Annotated in this window: 16 protein-coding genes; 8 read left to right on the top strand and 8 right to left on the bottom strand. The window is 71.6% G+C overall.

All coding sequences use genetic code 11. The annotated features are described in order from the left end of the window. The first annotated feature begins 194 nt into the window (after nucleotides 1–194). The 4 genes from nhaA (at nucleotide 195) to ACOTKD_RS08695 (ending at nucleotide 3,505) form a co-directional block, all read left to right on the top strand. Entirely contained in the window at nucleotides 195–1,592 is a 1,398-nt protein-coding gene (gene nhaA, locus ACOTKD_RS08710; RefSeq protein WP_424888278.1) for a Na+/H+ antiporter NhaA, read from the top strand. A gap of 66 nt (nucleotides 1,593–1,658) precedes the next feature. Beyond that, the gene (locus ACOTKD_RS08705; RefSeq protein WP_030367284.1) at nucleotides 1,659–2,126 is read left to right on the top strand and encodes a phage holin family protein; all 468 of its coding nucleotides are present in this window, start codon (nucleotides 1,659–1,661) and stop codon (nucleotides 2,124–2,126) included. Further along, the gene (locus tag ACOTKD_RS08700; RefSeq protein WP_424888277.1) at nucleotides 2,123–3,130 is read left to right on the top strand and encodes an alpha/beta fold hydrolase; all 1,008 of its coding nucleotides are present in this window, start codon (nucleotides 2,123–2,125) and stop codon (nucleotides 3,128–3,130) included. Before ACOTKD_RS08705 ends, ACOTKD_RS08700 begins: the two co-directional genes overlap by 4 nt. 162 nt (nucleotides 3,131–3,292) lie before the next feature. Next, the gene (locus tag ACOTKD_RS08695) at nucleotides 3,293–3,505 is read left to right on the top strand and encodes a hypothetical protein (protein WP_030367282.1); all 213 of its coding nucleotides are present in this window, start codon (nucleotides 3,293–3,295) and stop codon (nucleotides 3,503–3,505) included. 107 nt (nucleotides 3,506–3,612) lie between these two features. On the opposite strand, the gene ACOTKD_RS08690 is transcribed toward ACOTKD_RS08695, so the two are convergent. The 3 genes from ACOTKD_RS08690 to nth all read right to left on the bottom strand — a co-directional run bounded on the left by ACOTKD_RS08690 (nucleotide 3,613) and on the right by nth (nucleotide 6,467). Further along, the gene (locus ACOTKD_RS08690; protein WP_424888276.1) at nucleotides 3,613–4,812 is read right to left on the bottom strand and encodes a MarP family serine protease; all 1,200 of its coding nucleotides are present in this window, start codon (nucleotides 4,810–4,812) and stop codon (nucleotides 3,613–3,615) included. A gap of 81 nt (nucleotides 4,813–4,893) precedes the next feature. Continuing rightward, complete coding sequence (locus ACOTKD_RS08685) at nucleotides 4,894–5,577, bottom strand: NUDIX hydrolase (RefSeq protein ID WP_030367280.1); 684 nt, start codon at nucleotides 5,575–5,577, stop codon at nucleotides 4,894–4,896. Then, the gene (gene nth, locus ACOTKD_RS08680) at nucleotides 5,574–6,467 is read right to left on the bottom strand and encodes an endonuclease III (protein WP_424888275.1); all 894 of its coding nucleotides are present in this window, start codon (nucleotides 6,465–6,467) and stop codon (nucleotides 5,574–5,576) included. The genes ACOTKD_RS08685 and nth overlap by 4 nt, the downstream gene beginning before the upstream one ends. 250 nt (nucleotides 6,468–6,717) lie before the next feature. Here nth and ACOTKD_RS08675 point away from each other — a divergent pair, with 250 nt between their 5' ends. Beyond that, complete coding sequence (locus ACOTKD_RS08675; RefSeq protein ID WP_030367278.1) at nucleotides 6,718–7,392, top strand: Crp/Fnr family transcriptional regulator; 675 nt, start codon at nucleotides 6,718–6,720, stop codon at nucleotides 7,390–7,392. 190 nt (nucleotides 7,393–7,582) lie between these two features. Here the strand turns inward: ACOTKD_RS08675 and ACOTKD_RS08670 are convergent, their stop codons facing one another. The 4 genes from ACOTKD_RS08670 to ACOTKD_RS08655 all read right to left on the bottom strand — a co-directional run bounded on the left by ACOTKD_RS08670 (nucleotide 7,583) and on the right by ACOTKD_RS08655 (nucleotide 10,056). Beyond that, a complete protein-coding gene (locus ACOTKD_RS08670) occupies nucleotides 7,583–8,416 on the bottom strand; it encodes an MBL fold metallo-hydrolase (protein ID WP_424888274.1) in 834 nt (277 codons plus the stop codon). Then, a complete protein-coding gene (locus ACOTKD_RS08665) occupies nucleotides 8,413–9,300 on the bottom strand; it encodes an NUDIX hydrolase (RefSeq protein ID WP_424888273.1) in 888 nt (295 codons plus the stop codon). Before ACOTKD_RS08665 ends, ACOTKD_RS08670 begins: the two co-directional genes overlap by 4 nt. A gap of 136 nt (nucleotides 9,301–9,436) precedes the next feature. Continuing rightward, entirely contained in the window at nucleotides 9,437–9,901 is a 465-nt protein-coding gene (locus ACOTKD_RS08660) for a RidA family protein (protein WP_424888272.1), read from the bottom strand. Next, nucleotides 9,898–10,056 (bottom strand): DUF4177 domain-containing protein, encoded by a 159-nt coding sequence (locus ACOTKD_RS08655; RefSeq protein WP_086785308.1) that lies wholly within the window; start codon nucleotides 10,054–10,056, stop codon nucleotides 9,898–9,900. Before ACOTKD_RS08655 ends, ACOTKD_RS08660 begins: the two co-directional genes overlap by 4 nt. Before the next feature lie 92 nt (nucleotides 10,057–10,148). Here ACOTKD_RS08655 and ACOTKD_RS08650 point away from each other — a divergent pair, with 92 nt between their 5' ends. Both ACOTKD_RS08650 and ACOTKD_RS08645 read left to right on the top strand, forming a co-directional pair. Then, nucleotides 10,149–11,141 (top strand): ArsA-related P-loop ATPase, encoded by a 993-nt coding sequence (locus tag ACOTKD_RS08650; RefSeq protein WP_424888271.1) that lies wholly within the window; start codon nucleotides 10,149–10,151, stop codon nucleotides 11,139–11,141. A 152-nt stretch (nucleotides 11,142–11,293) separates the two neighbouring features. Next, nucleotides 11,294–12,718 carry an ArsA family ATPase gene (locus ACOTKD_RS08645; RefSeq protein WP_424888402.1) on the top strand — a complete coding sequence of 475 codons (1,425 nt, stop codon included), beginning with the start codon at nucleotides 11,294–11,296 and terminating at the stop codon, nucleotides 12,716–12,718. A gap of 204 nt (nucleotides 12,719–12,922) precedes the next feature. Here the strand turns inward: ACOTKD_RS08645 and ACOTKD_RS08640 are convergent, their stop codons facing one another. After that, nucleotides 12,923–13,258 (bottom strand): WhiB family transcriptional regulator, encoded by a 336-nt coding sequence (locus tag ACOTKD_RS08640; RefSeq protein WP_189382430.1) that lies wholly within the window; start codon nucleotides 13,256–13,258, stop codon nucleotides 12,923–12,925. Nucleotides 13,259–13,642: 384 nt separating this feature from the next. Between ACOTKD_RS08640 and ACOTKD_RS08635 the strand changes: the two genes are divergently transcribed. Then, nucleotides 13,643–15,841, top strand: a complete 2,199-nt coding sequence (locus tag ACOTKD_RS08635) for a transglycosylase domain-containing protein (protein ID WP_424888270.1) — start codon at nucleotides 13,643–13,645, stop codon at nucleotides 15,839–15,841. Nucleotides 15,842–15,950: the final 109 nt, after the last annotated feature.

Genomic DNA, 15,950 nt, shown 5'->3' with positions numbered 1-15,950 from the left:
CGACTCCCGGGTGCCCGGGGCCCCCGGCCGGGCCCCGGGGGCGGGCGGGGCCCCCTTCCGCTCGTTCCGACTCACCCGTTCCGGTTAAGGTGAGTAGTGTTCGCGTAAAAATCGCGACAAGAATCAGAGGCGCGCCGGGAAGTCTGGTCGGCACACAGCACACGTGTATCCGTCGACCCTGGAGGTCCCCCGCCGTGGCCGCGCCCAAGAACCGCCGTTCCGTATTCCTCGGCCGGCTGCCGCTGCCCGAGCGGAACTTCCTCGCCGACGCCCTGCGTACCGAGACCGTCGGCGGTGTGCTCCTGCTCGTTGCCGCCGTCGCCGCACTGATCTGGGCGAACACTCCCCTGCGCGACGGCTACGAGGCCGTGCGCGACTTCCACCTCGGTCCGGGCTCGCTGGGGCTGAACCTCTCCGTACAGCACTGGGCGGCCGACGGCCTGCTCGCCGTCTTCTTCTTCGTCGCGGGCATCGAGCTCAAGCGCGAACTGGTCGCCGGCGAGCTGCGCGACCCCAAGGCGGCGCTGCTGCCCGTCATCGCCGCGATCTGCGGCATGGCCGTGCCCGCGCTCGTCTACTTCACCGTCGTGAAGAGCGGCAACGGCTCGACGGCAGGCTGGGCGGTGCCCACCGCCACCGACATCGCCTTCGCCCTGGCCGTGCTGGCCGTCATCGGCACGGCGCTGCCGTCGGCGCTGCGCGCGTTCCTGCTCACCCTGGCCGTCGTCGACGACCTGTTCGCGATCCTGATCATCGCGGTCTTCTTCACCCAGAACCTGAACTTCGCCGCCCTGGGCTTCGCCGTGCTGGGCCTGGCCGTCTTCTGGCTCCTGCTCCGCAAGGGGGTCCGCGGCTGGTACGTCTACGTGCCGCTGGCCGTCGTCAACTGGGCGCTGATGTACAACAGCGGCGTCCACGCGACCATCGCGGGCGTGGCCATGGGCCTGATGCTCCGCTGCCACCGCCACGAGGGCGAGCGGCACTCTCCCGGGGAGCACATCGAGCACCTGGTGCGTCCCCTCTCGGCGGGGCTGGCGGTGCCGCTCTTCGCCCTGTTCTCGGCGGGTGTGGTGGTCTCCGGCGGCGCACTGTCGGACGTCTTCACCAAGCCCGAGACGCTGGGCGTCGTCCTCGGTCTGGTCGTCGGCAAGACGATCGGCGTGTTCGGCGGGACGTGGCTCGCCGCCCGGTTCACCCGGGCCGAGCTCAACCCGGACCTGAAGTGGCCCGACGTGTTCGCCGTCGCCTCGCTCGCGGGCATCGGCTTCACGGTGTCCCTGCTCATCGGCGAGCTGGCCTTCGGCACCGACCTGCTGCTGGCGGACGAGGTCAAGGCGGCCGTGCTCGTCGGTTCGCTGATCGCCGCGGTCTGCGCGAGCGTGCTGCTCAAACTCCGCGACAACAAGTACAAGAAGCTGTGCGCGGACGAGGACCGCGACGAGGACGCCGACGGCATCCCCGACATCTACGAGCAGGGCAACCCGGACTACCACCTGCGGATGGCGGCGATCCTCGAAGCGAAGGCCGCCGAGCACCGCAGGCTGGCCGAACTCGTCGGCAGGGACACCACCCGGGACGATGGTCCGGCATGATCTGAGAGGCTTTACATCCGCCGAAAGCCCGCGGATGACGTGGCGACGAAGATGAGGGAGCAGCCGATGAGCGCAGCCGACGACGGTGCGAACGGTGCGAACCGCACTCTCGGCCAGCTGGTGGCTACGGCCACCACCGAGCTGTCCGCGCTGGTGCACGACGAGATCGCACTGGCCAAGGCCGAGCTGCGGCAGGACGTCAAGCGCGTCGGCATCGGCGGCGGCGCGATCGCCGCGGCCGGCACGCTCGCGCTCTTCTCGCTGCCCGTGCTGAGCTTCGCGGCCGCGTACGGCATCCACAACCTCGGTCTCGGGCTCGCCTGGTCGTTCCTGATCGTCGGTGGTGCGTTCCTGCTGATCGCGGCGCTGCTCGGGCTGCTGGCGGTGGCCAAGTTCAAGAAGGTCAGCAAGCCCGAGAAGAGCATCGCGTCGGCGAAGCAGACGGCCGCCGTGCTGGGCACCGTCAAGCCGCACCCGCGTCCGCTGACGGACACGAGCCCCGCGGGCGCATCTGTGACACGCTCGACCGTATGACGGTGCCCGATACCTCCGCAGCGACTTCGTCACCCGATCCCGTCGTTCCGGCCGCCGCGCCGGGACCGGCCCCGACGGGCGTCCCGGGCGGCTCCGCCACGTCGGTCGTCCGGCCCGAGGGGCCCTGGGCCCACCGGGACGTCGCGGCGAACGGCGCGCGGTTCCACATCGCCGAGATGGGCGACGGGCCGCTGGTCCTGCTGCTGCACGGCTTCCCGCAGTTCTGGTGGACGTGGCGGCACCAGCTGCCGGCGCTCGCCGAGGCGGGGTTCCGGGCGGTGGCCATGGATCTGCGCGGGGTGGGCGGCAGCGACCGCACGCCGCGGGGCTACGACCCGGCCAACCTCGCCCTCGACATCACCGGCGTGATCCGTTCCCTGGGCGAGCCGGACGCCGCCCTGGTCGGCCACGACCTCGGCGGTTACCTGGCGTGGACGGCGGCCGTGATGCGGCCCAAGCTGGTGCGCAGGCTCGCGGTCTCCTCCATGCCGCACCCGCGCCGCTGGCGTTCGGCGATGCTCGCCGACCCCCGGCAGAGCTCGGCGAGCAGCCACATCTGGGGCTTCCAGCGGCCCTGGATCCCCGAGCGCCGGCTGGTCGCCGACGACGCCGCCCTGGCCGGGCGCCTGGTGCGCGAGTGGTCGGGGCCGCGGCAGCCGGACGACGAGGCCGTGGAGACGTACCGCCGGGCGATGTCGATCCCGTCCACGGCGCACTGCTCGATCGAGCCGTACCGCTGGATGGTGCGGTCGATGGCGCGGCCGGACGGCATCCAGTTCAACCGGCGCATGAAGCGGCCCGTACGGGTGCCCACGCTGCACCTGCACGGGTCCCTCGATCCGGTGATGCGCACGCGCAGCGCCGCGGGCTCCGGCGAGTACGTGGAGGCGCCGTACCGCTGGCGGCTCTTCGACGGGCTCGGGCACTTCCCTCATGAAGAGGATCCGGTGGCGTTCTCGACCGAGCTGATCAACTGGCTCAAGGATCCGGAACCCGACCGCTAGGGCCTGGCCGAAAGCTTACGGGCCGGGCAGTCTGCGGATGGGCCACGCTCCGTAAAGCGAAGGGGAACGTCCGTTCTTCGAACGGCCAATTGCCCGGCGCATAGGCCGATTGAGCGACCCCCGGGCGATTACCGACCTTTCGGTCCGGGCACAGAGCACGGTATGGGCTGGACGCACGACTACCGTGACGTGACTCAGGAGCGGGGCGCCGAGGGCGACGCCGCGCTGATCGTGAGCGAGATGCCGGAGAGGGCCGTGAGGGGCGAGCACCGGCCATCCGCCGGGCACGATCCGCGCATCGGCATTCCACGCATCATCCGGCGCCGCGCCCGCTGGGTGTCGGCGCGGCTGCGTCATCACCCGCGCGGCCGCTGACCCACCAGGCCACTGACCCGCCCGGCGCGCACTCCGGCCGCCGCCCCGCGCAGCGGCCGGGCGAGCCCCTGGGCCCCGGCAGGCCCCCGGAGGGCCCGCGGAAGGGCTCAGAGGGCGCAGCCCTGGGTATTGACCCGCTCGGTCGCCCGGCGGCCGCTGGTGGCGTCACCGCGCACCTCGTCGGCGGTCAGGGCGTAGCCGGTCTCGGCGTCGTCGAGGGACTTGGCGAAGACCACTCCGTAGACCCGGCCGTCCGGCGTGAGCAGCGGTCCACCGGAGTTGCCCTGGCGGACGATCGTGTAGAGCGAGTAGACGTCGCGGCGGACGTTGCCGCGGCGGTAGATGTCCGGGCCGTTCGCCTGGACGCGGCTGCGGACCCGCGCGGCGCGCACGTCGTAGGAGCCGTTCTCGGGGAAGCCGGCCACGATGGCGCCCTTGCCGCTCTCCGCGTCGGCCTCGGCGAACCGCAGCTCGGGCGCCTCCAGGTCCGGCACCTCCAGCACGGCGATGTCGCGCTTCCAGTCGTAGAGGACGACCTTCGCCTCGTACTGCCTGCCCTGCCCGCCGACCTGCACGGTCGGCTCGTCGACGCCGCCGACGACGTGGGCGTTGGTCATCACCCGCTGCGGGGCGAAGACGAAGCCGGTGCCCTCCAGGACCTTGCCGCAGCTGGGTGCGGTGCCGACGACCTTGACGATGCTGCGCTGGGCCTCGGTGGCGACGGGGCTGCCCGCGAGCTCGGGGTCGGGCGCGGGCACGTTGGTGATCGGCTCGGTGGAGAAGGGCGCGAAGACCTGCGGGAAGCCGTTCTGCGCGAGGACCGTGCTGAAGTCGGCGAACCAGGTGTTGGCCTGCGGGGGCACCACCCGGGCGACGCCGAGCAGCACCTTGGAGTTGCGGACCTCCTTGCCGAGCGTCGGCAAGGAGGTGCCGGCGAGGGCGGAGCCGATCAGCCAGGCCACCAGCAGCATCGCCAGGACGTTGACGAGCGCGCCGCCCGTGGCGTCCAGGGCGCGGGCCGGTGACCAGGTGATGTGCCGGCGGAGCTTGTTGCCCAAGTGGGTGGTGGCGGCCTGGCCCACGGAGGCGCACACGATGACGATGACGACGGCCGCTATGGCGGCGGCCATGCCGGGGTTGGCGTCTCCGGTGGCGCTGTCCCAGATGACGGGCAGGAGGTACACCGCTACGAGGCCGCCGCCGATGAATCCGATCACCGACAGCACGCCGACCACGAAGCCCTGGCGGTAGCCGACGACGGCGAACCACACGGCGGCGATCAGCAGCACGATGTCCAGCACGTTCACCGGGTATGCCTCGCAATGATGTCGTCTGCGGTGTCGCCGGCCCGGGGGGCGGCGTGGGCCGGGATCACCGTCTCATGCCCGTCAGGCCCGCTGGTCCAGAGGTACCCGGCGATCGCGGTCCCAGGGGCGCTCCCAGCCCGCGTAGTGCAGGATCCGGTCGATCACACCGGCGGTGAACCCCCACACGAGGGCGTCCTCGACCTTGAAGGCGGGGCCGGTGTGACCGCTCGGGTGTATCGCGGTCGCCCGGTTCTCCGGGTCGGTCAGGTCGGCCACGGGCACGGTGAAGACGCGGGCGGTCTCGCCCTCGTCGACCGGCTCCACGGGGGTGGGCTCGCGCCACCAGCCGAGCACGGGCGTGACGACGAACTTGCTCACGGGGATGTACAGCTGCGGCAGGACGCCGAAGATCTGGACGCCCGCGGGGTCCAGGCCGGTCTCCTCCTCCGCCTCACGCAGCGCGGCGCGCACGAGCCCGCCGGAGGCGGGGTCGCCGTCCTCCGGGTCGAGGGCGCCGCCGGGGAAGGACGGCTGCCCGGCGTGGGAGCGCAGCGTCCCGGCCCGCTCAAGGAGGAGCAGCTCCGGGCCCTTGGGCCCGTCGCCGAAGAGGACGAGCACGGCGGACTGCCGGCCGCCGGTCTCCGGCGGCAGGAAGCGGCTGAGCTGATGGGGCTCGATCGTCTCCGAGGCGCGCGCCACCGGCTCCAGCCACTCGGGCAGGCCCTCGGCGGTGACCGCGGCCCCTCGGCCGTACGTGCTCGTCATGCGTCGCCTCCCAGCGGCGGGGCCGGCAGGCCCGGGTAGTCGGGCGGGGGCTTGAGCCGCTGGCCGGGCTTGCCGCCCTTCTCGTACTTGAGCAGCTTCTTGGCCTTCTCGGGATCGGTCTCCCCTTCGCCGTACGAGGGGCAGAGCGGGGCGATCGGGCAGGCGCCGCAGGCGGGCCTGCGGGAGTGGCAGATGCGGCGGCCGTGGAAGATCACGCGGTGGGAGAGCATGGTCCACTCGCTCTTGGGGAAGAGCGCGCAGATCTCCGCCTCGACCTTCTCGGGGTCGGTGGCCTCGGTCCACTTCCAGCGCCGCACGAGCCGCCCGAAGTGGGTGTCCACGGTGATCCCCGGCCGGCCGAAGGCATTGCCGAGGACGACGTGGGCCGTCTTGCGGCCGACGCCGGGGAGGGAGACGAGGTCCTCTATGCGGCCGGGGACCTCTCCGCCGAAGCGGTCGCGGATCGCGGCGGACAGGCCGATGAGCGACTTGGCCTTGGCGCGGAAGAAGCCGGTGGGCCGGATGAGCTGCTCCAGCGCCTCGGGGTCGGCCGCCGCCATGTCCTCGGGCGTGGGGTAGGCGGCGAAGAGGGCGGGAGTGGTCTGGTTGACGCGCAGGTCCGTCGTCTGGGCGGAGAGGACCGTGGCGACCAGGAGCTCGAAGGGATTCTCGAAGTCGAGCTCGGGGTGTGCGTAGGGATAGACCTCGGCGAGCTCGCGGTTGATGCGGCGGGCACGGCGGACGAGGGCGGTGCGGGACTCCGGCCCGGCGCCCGCCGCGGCCTTCGGCGTCCGCGCGGACTTCGCGCCCTTTGCGGAAGATGCTGCTCCGCTTTTCTTTTCGGCCTTGTTTGCGGCTTTCGCCGCCCCCGTGGGCGCGCGTTCGCCCACAGCGGAATTACGAGGCGGAGTCACCCTTCCGGCCCCCTTGCCCTGTGCTCTCACCGGCGTATTGGACACCCGGCCAGACTAAGGCCCACCACTGACATCCGGTCCTCGCGCAGAAAAACCACAGCCCAATCGGACCCCTGCCGTAGGGCTTCGGGCGACGATGCGCGACACTTGTGTTTGATCACACAGTTTTACCGACGGGCATCATGGGGACCACGGTCCTCTGTGCATGTCGACAAGGAGAGAACTCGTGGACGACGTTCTGCGGCGCGCCCCGCTTTTCGCGGCGCTCGATGACGAGCAGGCCGCTGAGCTGCGCGCCTCCATGGGCGAGGCCACCCTCGCGAGGGGCGACGCCCTGTTCCACGAAGGGGACCCCGGCGACCGCCTCTACGTGGTGACCGAAGGCAAGGTGAAGCTCCACCGCACCTCCCCCGACGGCCGCGAGAACATGCTGGCCGTGCTGGGTCCCGGTGAGCTCATCGGGGAGCTGTCGCTCTTCGACCCCGGACCGCGCACCGCCACCGCCACCGCCCTCACCGAGGTCAAGCTGCTCGGCCTCGGCCACGGCGACCTGCAGCCCTGGCTCAACGCACGCCCGGAGGTGGCCACCGCCCTGCTGCGCGCCGTCGCCCGCCGGCTGCGCCGCACCAACGACTCGATGTCGGACCTCGTCTTCTCGGACGTGCCCGGCCGCGTCGCCAAGGCCCTGCTCGACCTGTCGCGCCGCTTCGGCGTGCAGTCCGAGGAAGGCATCCACGTGGTGCACGACCTCACCCAGGAGGAGCTGGCCCAGCTGGTCGGCGCCTCCCGCGAGACGGTCAACAAGGCCCTCGCCGACTTCGCCGGCCGCGGCTGGCTGCGTCTGGAGGCCCGTGCGGTGATCCTCCTCGACGTGGAGCGGCTCGCGAAGCGCTCCCGCTGACGCACGCCGTGCGGGGCGTGCACGCCGCACGCCCCGGGCGCACGGCACTGCGGGAGCGCCCTCCGGCGCGCCCACGAGCCCGGAAGGCCCCTGCCGCGGACGGCAGGGGCCTTCGGCATGCGTGCGCGCTCCGCACGAGCATGCGTGCGTGCTCCGCACGCGCAGCCCGCTCACGAAGGGCGCGGTCGGTTCACTGGATCAGCCCGTGCTCCCCCAGGTATTCCATCTGCGCCCGTACGGACAGCTCCGCGGCCGGCCACAGCGAATGGTCGACGTCCGCGTAGACGTGGGCGACCACCTCCGACGGCGTGCGGTAGCCGCTCTCCACGGCGGTCTCCACCTGGGCGAGCCGCTTCGCCCGGTGCACGAGGTAGAAGTCGACGGCGCCGCACGCGTCGTCGAGGACCGGGCCGTGGCCCGGCAGCACCGTCCCCACGCCCTCGTCCACGGTCAGCTCGCGCAGGCGGCGCAGCGAGTCGAGGTAGTCGCCGAGACGGCCCTCGGGATGGGCGACGACCGTCGTGCCGCGGCCCAGCACCGTGTCGCCGGTGAACACCGCCCCGTCGGCGGGCAGGTGAAAGCAGAGCGAGTCGGCGGTGTGGCCGGGCGTGGAGAGCACGTGCAGCTCCAGCCCGCCGGTGGTGACCACGTCACCGATGCCGAGCCCCTCGCCGCCCAGGCGCAGCGCCGGGTCGAGGGCCCGTACGCGCGTGCCGGTCAGCTCGGCGAAGCGGGCCGCGCCGCCGGAGTGGTCGGGGTGGCCGTGCGTGAGCAGAGTGAGGGCGATGCGCTTTCCGGCCGCCTCGGCGGTCGAGACGACGGCCTGCAGGTGGGCCTCGTCCAGCGGTCCGGGGTCGATGACGACGGCGAGGTCGGAGTCCGGTTCGGCGACGATCCAGGTGTTGGTGCCGTCGAGCGTCATCGGGGACGGGTTGGGCGCCAGGACGCAGGTCGCGCGGGCGGTGGCCGGGCCGCCGAGGGCCCCTGCGCGGGGCCGGCCGGGGAGTTCGGTCGCGGATGTCATGAGTCGGCCTCCGAAGGTCCCGAGGGTTTCATGGCGACGTGCCGGGTGAATTCGTCGTGTCCGGGCCAGCTCAGCACGATCTCCCCGCCTTCGAGCCGCGCTCTGGCAAGGACGGGGGTGAGATCCCTGTCACGGGCGGCGGCCAGGGCGTCGGCGGCGCTGCCGTACGGGCGCAGCTGGCGCAGCGTGGAGATGGTGGGCGGCATCATCAGCAGCTCGCCGCGGTCGAAGCCGTCGGCCGCCTCGGCGGGGCTGATCCACACGGTCCGGTCCGCTTCCGTGGAGGCGTTGCGGGTGCGCTGTCCCTCGGGGAGGGCGGCGACGAAGAACCAGGTGTCGTAGCGGCGCGGTTCGAACTCGGGCGTGATCCAGCGCGCCCAGCCGCCCAGGAGGTCGCTGCGCAGGAGCAGGCCGCGCTGCACGAGGAAGTCGGCGAACGCCAGCTCGCGGCTGACGAGGGCGGCCCGCTCGGCCTCCCACTCGGGCCCCGTGGTGTCCGCGACGACCGTGCCGGGCGTGGGGCCCGCGAGCAGCACCCCCGCCTCCTCGAAGGTCTCCCGGACGGCGGCGCACACGATGGCCTGGGCGGAGGCCGCGTCGACGCCCAGGCGCCGGGCCCAGTCGCCGGGGGCGGGGCCGGCCCAGGGCACGTCCCGCTCGTCGCGCGGGTCGACGGAGCCGCCCGGATACGCGTACGCGCCTCCGGCGAAGGCCATGGAGGCGCGTCTGCGCAGCATGTGCACGGCGGGGCCGCCGGCTCCGTCGCGCAGCAGCAGGACGGTCGCGGCGCGGCGCGGGCGTACGGGGTCGAGCTCGCCCCGCGTGAGCGCTCTGATCCGGTCCGGCCACTCCGGCGGATACCACTGGCCGTTCGAAGTCGACATGGCCGGATGCTATGCGCTCACGGGCGGATGTTCGAGGGGGACGAGGGCCGGGAGCGGCACCGCCGGCGGCCCGGCCGGGGCGGGGCTCAGCCCCTGCCCGGCCCCCCTTCGGCCCCGGCCCGGGTGCGGAGCGGGCTCAGGCCTGGACCTCGACCACGAACTCGACCTCGACCGGCGCGTCCAACGGCAGCACCGCGACGCCCACGGCCGAACGGGCGTGCACGCCCTTCTCGCCGAGCACCTCGCCCAGCAGCTCGCTGGCGCCGTTGAGGACGCCCGGCTGGCCGGTGAAGTCGGGGGCGGAGGCGACGAAGCCGACGACCTTCACCACGCGGACGATGCGGTCCAGGTCACCGACGACCGACTTGACGGCCGCCAGGGCGTTCAGCGCGCAGACCGCCGCGAGCTCCTTGGCCTGCTCGGGGCTGACCTCGGCGCCGACCTTGCCCGTCACCGGGATAGAGCCCTTGACCATGGGCAGCTGGCCGGCGGTGTAGACGTACGCCCCGGAGCGCACGGCCGGCTGGTAGGCGGCGAGCGGCGGCACCACGTCGGGCAGGGTCAGCCCGAGCTCGGCGAGCCGGCTCTCGACGGCGCTCACGGCTTCGGCCGCTTGAGGTAGGCCACCAGCTGCTCGGGGTTGTTCGGACCCGGGACGACCTGGACGAGCTCCCAGCCGTCCTCGCCCCAGGTGTCCAGGATCTGCTTGGTCGCGTGCACGAGCAGCGGCACGGTGGCGTATTCCCATTTGGTCATAGGCCGACTGTAATGCCTCCCGCCGACAACGAATGACCTCATGTCGCCACCTGGCGCCACAAGGGCGTTGCCGACGAATTAGGCTCCGATTCATGAGCAGGCTCCATGTCGTCAGCGGCAAGGGCGGAACCGGCAAGACCACGGTCGCCGCGGCACTCGCGCTTGCCCTCGCCGCCGAGGGCAAGCGCACTCTCCTGGTGGAGGTGGAAGGCCGTCAGGGCATAGCCCAGCTGTTCGAGACGGAGGCGCTGCCGTACGAGGAGCGCAAGATCGCGGTGGCGCCGGGCGGGGGCGAGGTGTTCGCCCTGGCGATCGACGCCGAGCGGGCTCTCCTCGACTACCTGCACATGTTCTACAAGCTCGGCAGCGCGGGGCGGGCGCTGCGGAAGATCGGCGCCATCGTTTTTGCGACAACCATCGCGCCCGGGCTGCGCGACGTCCTGCTGACCGGCAAGGCCTGCGAGGCGGTGCGCCGCAAGGACCGCACGGGCCGCTTCGCCTACGACCACGTGATCATGGACGCCCCGCCCACCGGCCGCATCACCCGCTTCCTCAATGTGAACGACGAGGTGGCCGGGCTCGCCCGGATCGGCCCGATCCACAACCAGGCACAGGCCGTCATGCGGGTCCTCAAGTCGCCCGAGACCGCGGTGCACTTCGTGACGCTGCTGGAGGAGATGCCCGTCCAGGAGACGCGCGACGGCGTTGCGGAGCTCCGTGCGGCCGGCCTGCCCGTGGGCGGTGTCGTCATCAACATGGTGCGGCCGGAGATATTGGACGCAGCAGCCGTGGAGGCCGCCGCGAACGGCCGGCGGACCGCCGTCGCGCAGGCCCTGTCGCACGCCCTGGAACGCACCGGATTCGGGGGCGCGCGCCACCCCGGCCTCGCCGAGCAGCTCGTCGATCCGCTGCTGACCGAGGCCCACGAGCACACCGAGCGGCTCGCCCTGGAGGAGCGCGGCCGCGCCGGCATAGCGGAGCTCGGCCTGCCCACGTACGAACTGGAACTGCTCGGCGACGGCGTTGACCTGGCGGGCCTCTACCGCATGGCGCGCGAACTGCGGAAGCAAGGAGTGGCGCGTTGACAGCAGAGCCGACGGCAGCGGAGTCGACGGCGGGAGTGCCGGCGCAGCGGAAGGGCCTCGACGCAGCTTCCCGGACTTCCCGGGCTTCCCAGCGGACGGGCCTCGACGCCGTCCCCCAGCGGGAGGGCCTCGACAGCGCTTCCGTCCTCGCCATCGACCCCGTCCTGGACAACCCCCGCACCCGCATCGTGGTGTGCTGCGGCTCCGGCGGCGTCGGCAAGACGACGACCGCGGCGGCCCTCGGCGTGCGGGCCGCGGAGCGCGGCCGGAAGGTCGTCGTCCTGACGATCGACCCGGCGCGCAGACTGGCGCAGTCGATGGGCATCGAGGAGCTCGACAACGTGCCCCGCCGGGTGCCCGGAATCGACTCGTCCGCCGGTGGCGAGCTGCACGCCATGATGCTCGACATGAAGCGGACCTTCGACGAGATCGTGGAGGCGCACTCCGACAAGGAGCGCGCCCGCGCGATCCTGGAGAACCCCTTCTACCAGTCCCTGTCGGCCGGCTTCGCCGGCACGCAGGAGTACATGGCCATGGAGAAGCTCGGCCAGCTCCGCTCCCGCGACGAGTGGGACCTGATCGTCGTGGACACGCCGCCGAGCCGCTCCGCGCTCGACTTCCTGGACGCCCCCGGACGGTTGGGGTCGTTCCTGGACGGGAAGCTGATCAAGCTGCTGGTCGCGCCGGCGAAGCTCGGCGGGCGGGCCGGGATGAAGTTCCTGGGCGTCGGCATGTCCGTGATGAGCGGGCCGCTGAACAAGCTGATGGGAGCCCAGCTCCTGCGGGACGTCCAGACGTTCGTGGCCGCCATGGACACCATGTTCGGCGGGTTCCGCACCCGCGCGGATGCCACGTACCGGCTGCTGCAGGCCCCCGGGACGGCCTTCCTCGTCGTCGCGGCACCCGAGCGTGACGCGCTGCGGGAGGCGGCGTACTTCGTGGAGCGGCTGGCCGCGGAGCGCATGCCGCTGGCGGGGCTCGTGCTCAACCGGGTGCACGGAAGCGCGGCCGACCAGCTGACGGCGGAGCGGGCGCTGGCCGCGGCGGAGGCGCTCTCCGAGGGGCTCACGGAGGGCGTGGCGGAAGACCCGGCGGACGCGCCGGAGCCCACTCCGGCGGGAACATCGGAAAATCTTGCCGCCGACGGCATTGTGGATCGCGACAGCGGGCAAGCTGGGACACGTACCGCCCGCGTCGCAGGCACCGGCGCTCCCACAGCCCCGTCCTCTCCGTCCTCCCCCGAGAGCGGCCTCCCCCAGCCGGCATCTTCGGGAGAATCGAGCGACGCTTCGGAGAGCGACGCGTCCAGGACAGCGGCCGGCCTGCTGCGGCTGCACGCCGAGCGCATGCAGGTGCTCGACCGCGAGCGCCGCACGCGCGACCGCTTCACCTCTCTGCATCCGGAGGTACCGGTGGCGGAAGTGGCCGCTCTGCCCGGCGATGTGCACGACCTGGCGGGACTGCGGGAGATCGGCGAGCGCCTCGCCGCCCAGCCCGCCGCCCCGGCTCCCAGGGCTGCCTCGACCGCTTCGCCCGCTCCGTCGGCGGACGAGCCGCACGCCGAGCGGGCCGAGTGACCCCGCGCGCCGTCATCCAGTAGGGCGCGACATCCCGCAGGCGCGACGCTGCACGCCGTCATCCCGTACGCCCGTCAGGGCATCGGCGCCGGAATCGGCATGGACAGCGGCATCGGCAGGGACATCGACAACGGCGTGGACAGCGGCATCGGCCATCGGTACCGACGTCGGCACCGGCGACATCCGTACCGGCACCCGTAGCGGCTACCCGACCGCCGCGTACTCGCCGTACTCCTCGTCGCCCAGCGGCAGGATCCCCGCCCCGCGCTCGTATTCCGTACGGGCGGTCTCCAGGAGCCTGCGCCACGAGGTGACCGTCGGCCTGCGCCGCAGCAGCGCCCTGCGCTCGCGCTCGGTCATCCCACCCCACACGCCGAACTCGACGCGGTTGTCCAGCGCATCGGCCAGACACTCCGTGCGCACCGGGCACCCGGTGCATACCGCCTTGGCCCTGTTCTGTGCAGCGCCCTGAACGAATAGTTCATCCGGATCGGTAGTGCGGCAGGCTGCCTGCGCACTCCAGTCGGTTACCCAGCCCATGCTGGCGCCGTCCTCTCCCGAATCGGGGCTCCCCCACGGCGGCAGCGGCATATTCACCGTTGCCAGTTGAGGACGTTACGGAAGGCGGGCAGGGGGCAACACCCCCTTCGGGCCCAATCTTGGATGGCCCGAACGGACTATGCGTACGCGGCAGATCACCCAACGGAGTGAGCGGACGACATTACCGACCAATCCGCCATATCGGGGCAGGTCACCCGGGTCGCACGACCCAGAGAGTGACACGGACGGCAATACGGACACATCTCATCACCCACAAGAGTGAAGGCGGAGATGATGCTGAATCACACCGCAGTGACTGGCGTGAAACAGCGTAGGCGAACACACGGGCGTCTGTCCGCCGAATGAGAACGTAGGCTTCCCTCCATGGGTAAGAAGCGCTCGGGCGAGGGGTCCAACAGGACCCGGATGGCCGCCAAGTTCCTAGGTGTCAGCGTGCTCTCCGGTGCGGTTCTGGCGGGCCTGGCCCTGCCTGCCGTCGGGGCCTTCGGACTGGTGGCCAAGGAGTCCGTCGAGGGGTTCGACGAGATCCCGGCCAGTATGAAGACCCCACCGCTCAGCCAGCGCACCACAATCCTGGATGCCGAGGGCGGCGAAATAGCCAAGGTCTACTCGCGGGACCGTACGGTCGTACCGCTGAACGAGATCTCCCCGTACATGCGGAAGGCGATCGTCGCCATCGAGGACGCGCGCTTCTACGAGCACGGCGCGATCGACCTCAAGGGCGTGCTCCGCGCGGTCAACAAGAACGCCCAGTCCGGCGGCGTCTCCGAGGGCGCCTCCACCCTCACCCAGCAGTACATCAAGAACATCTTCGTCGAGGAGGCCGGCGACGACCCCGACAAGGTCGCCGTGGCCACCCAGCAGACCCTCGGCCGCAAGGTCAAGGAGCTGAAGTACGCCATTCAGGTGGAGAAGGAGCTCGGCAAGGACCGGATCCTCAACAACTACCTGAACATCACCTTCTTCGGGCAGCAGTCCTACGGCGTCGAGGCCGCCTCCCAGCGCTACTTCAGCAAGCGCGCCAAGGACCTCACGCTGGCCGAGTCGGCGATGCTGGCCGGCATCGTCCAGTCGCCGAGCCGCTACGACCCCGTCAACGCCCCGAACGAGGCCGTCAAGCGCCGCAACACCGTGCTGCAGCGCATGGCCGAGCTCAAGGCCGTCACCCCGGAGGAGGCCGCGGCCGCCAAGGCCGAGCCCCTCAAGCTGAAGGTCACCCGGCCCAAGAGCGGCTGCATCACCGCCGTCAGCGGCGCGGGCTTCTTCTGCGACTACGTCCGCGAGGTCTTCCTCAAGGACCCGGTCTTCGGCAAGACCAAGGAGGCGCGGGCCAAGCGCTGGAACGAAGGCGGCATGACGATCCGCACCACCCTCGACCCGCAGACGCAGAAGTCGGTCCAGAAGTCGATCACCGACCACGTCTACCAGTCCGACTCCGTGGCCACCGCGATCTCGATCGTCCAGCCCGGCACCGGCAAGGTGCTCGGCATGGGCCAGTCGCGCCCGTACGGCTTCGGCGACCACCAGACGCAGATCAACCTCTCGGCCGACAAGAACCGGGGCGGGTCGAACTACGGCTTCCAGACCGGTTCCACCTTCAAGCCGATCCTGGCCGCGGCCGCCCTGGAAGAGGGCATCTCGCCCAACAAGACGTACGCGTCGCCCTACCAGATGCCCTACCCGGACTCCGTGGACACCTGCACCGGCACGTGGAAGAACTCCGGCGGCGAGACGGTCAGCAACGAGAACCGCAGCGAGGTCGGCCCGTACGGGATGCGGGAGGCGACCGCCAAGTCGGTCAACACCTACTTCATCCAGATGATCGGCGACATCGGCACCTGCCCGGTGACGAAGATGGCGGAGAAGCTCGGCCTGAAGCCGGCCTCCGGCGCTGACATGGACCAGGTCCCGTCGATCGCGCTCGGCACGCAGGGCATGTCCCCGCTGACCATGGCCGCCGCGTACGCCGCATTCGCCAACGGCGGCACGTACTGCACGCCGGTCCTGATCACCTCGGCCACCGGCCCGAACGGCAAGAGCCTGCCCGTGCCGAAGACGAAGTGCTCGCGGGCCATGTCCGAGCAGACCGCCGACACCGTGAACACGCTCCTCAAGGGCGTCGTCGAGGACGGTACGGGCAAGGAGGCCGGCCTGTCCGGGCGCGACAGCGCGGGCAAGACCGGTACGACGGACGGCCGCAAGGCCGCCTGGTTCGTCGGTTACACGCCCAACATGGCCGGTGCGGTCTGGGTCGGCGGCCCGGGCAAGGACGTCGAGATGGAGAACATCACCATCGGCGGCCAGTACCACGACAAGGTCTACGGCGGCGACACCCCCGGCCCGATCTGGCGCGACGCGATGGCCGGCGCCCTGGAGGGCAAGGAGGCCCCGAGCTTCGACACGGTGGCGGTCGGCGGCGGCGAGCGCGGTGACGCCGACAAGGGCGGCACGGCCGGCAACGGGCGCGGCAGGAACAAGCCGGGCAACAACAAGCCGGGCGGCGGCAACAAGCCCGGCGGGCGTCACACCCAGCCGGGGCAGGGCCAGGACGGCGGCCGCTGAGGCGGCTGATGCGCATACAGAGAAGCTGATGCGCATATAGAGCACATATAGAGAAGGGGGGGGGGGGGCCGACCACCACCCGCCGGGCCGCCGGGAGTTGTTGGGAGCG

Source organism: Streptomyces sp. XH2 (genome assembly GCF_049725035.1).
GTDB lineage: Bacteria > Actinomycetota > Actinomycetes > Streptomycetales > Streptomycetaceae > Streptomyces > Streptomyces roseoverticillatus.
This window is presented reverse-complemented; position numbering and strand designations above follow the sequence as displayed.

What these genes read in the sequence shown, in the direction of transcription:
- ACOTKD_RS08650 (WP_424888271.1), top strand. Translation starts at nt 10,149, where the DNA reads ATGAGCAGGCTCCATGTCGTCAGCGGCAAGGGCGGAACCGGCAAGACC.
- ACOTKD_RS08695 (WP_030367282.1), top strand. Translation starts at nt 3,293, where the DNA reads ATGGGCTGGACGCACGACTACCGTGACGTGACTCAGGAGCGGGGCGCC.
- ACOTKD_RS08670 (WP_424888274.1), bottom strand. Translation starts at nt 8,416, where the DNA reads ATGACATCCGCGACCGAACTCCCCGGCCGGCCCCGCGCAGGGGCCCTC.
- ACOTKD_RS08700 (WP_424888277.1), top strand. Translation starts at nt 2,123, where the DNA reads ATGACGGTGCCCGATACCTCCGCAGCGACTTCGTCACCCGATCCCGTC.
- ACOTKD_RS08635 (WP_424888270.1), top strand. Translation starts at nt 13,643, where the DNA reads ATGGGTAAGAAGCGCTCGGGCGAGGGGTCCAACAGGACCCGGATGGCC.
- ACOTKD_RS08665 (WP_424888273.1), bottom strand. Translation starts at nt 9,300, where the DNA reads ATGTCGACTTCGAACGGCCAGTGGTATCCGCCGGAGTGGCCGGACCGG.
- ACOTKD_RS08705 (WP_030367284.1), top strand. Translation starts at nt 1,659, where the DNA reads ATGAGCGCAGCCGACGACGGTGCGAACGGTGCGAACCGCACTCTCGGC.
- ACOTKD_RS08640 (WP_189382430.1), bottom strand. Translation starts at nt 13,258, where the DNA reads ATGGGCTGGGTAACCGACTGGAGTGCGCAGGCAGCCTGCCGCACTACC.
- ACOTKD_RS08655 (WP_086785308.1), bottom strand. Translation starts at nt 10,056, where the DNA reads ATGACCAAATGGGAATACGCCACCGTGCCGCTGCTCGTGCACGCGACC.
- ACOTKD_RS08685 (WP_030367280.1), bottom strand. Translation starts at nt 5,577, where the DNA reads ATGACGAGCACGTACGGCCGAGGGGCCGCGGTCACCGCCGAGGGCCTG.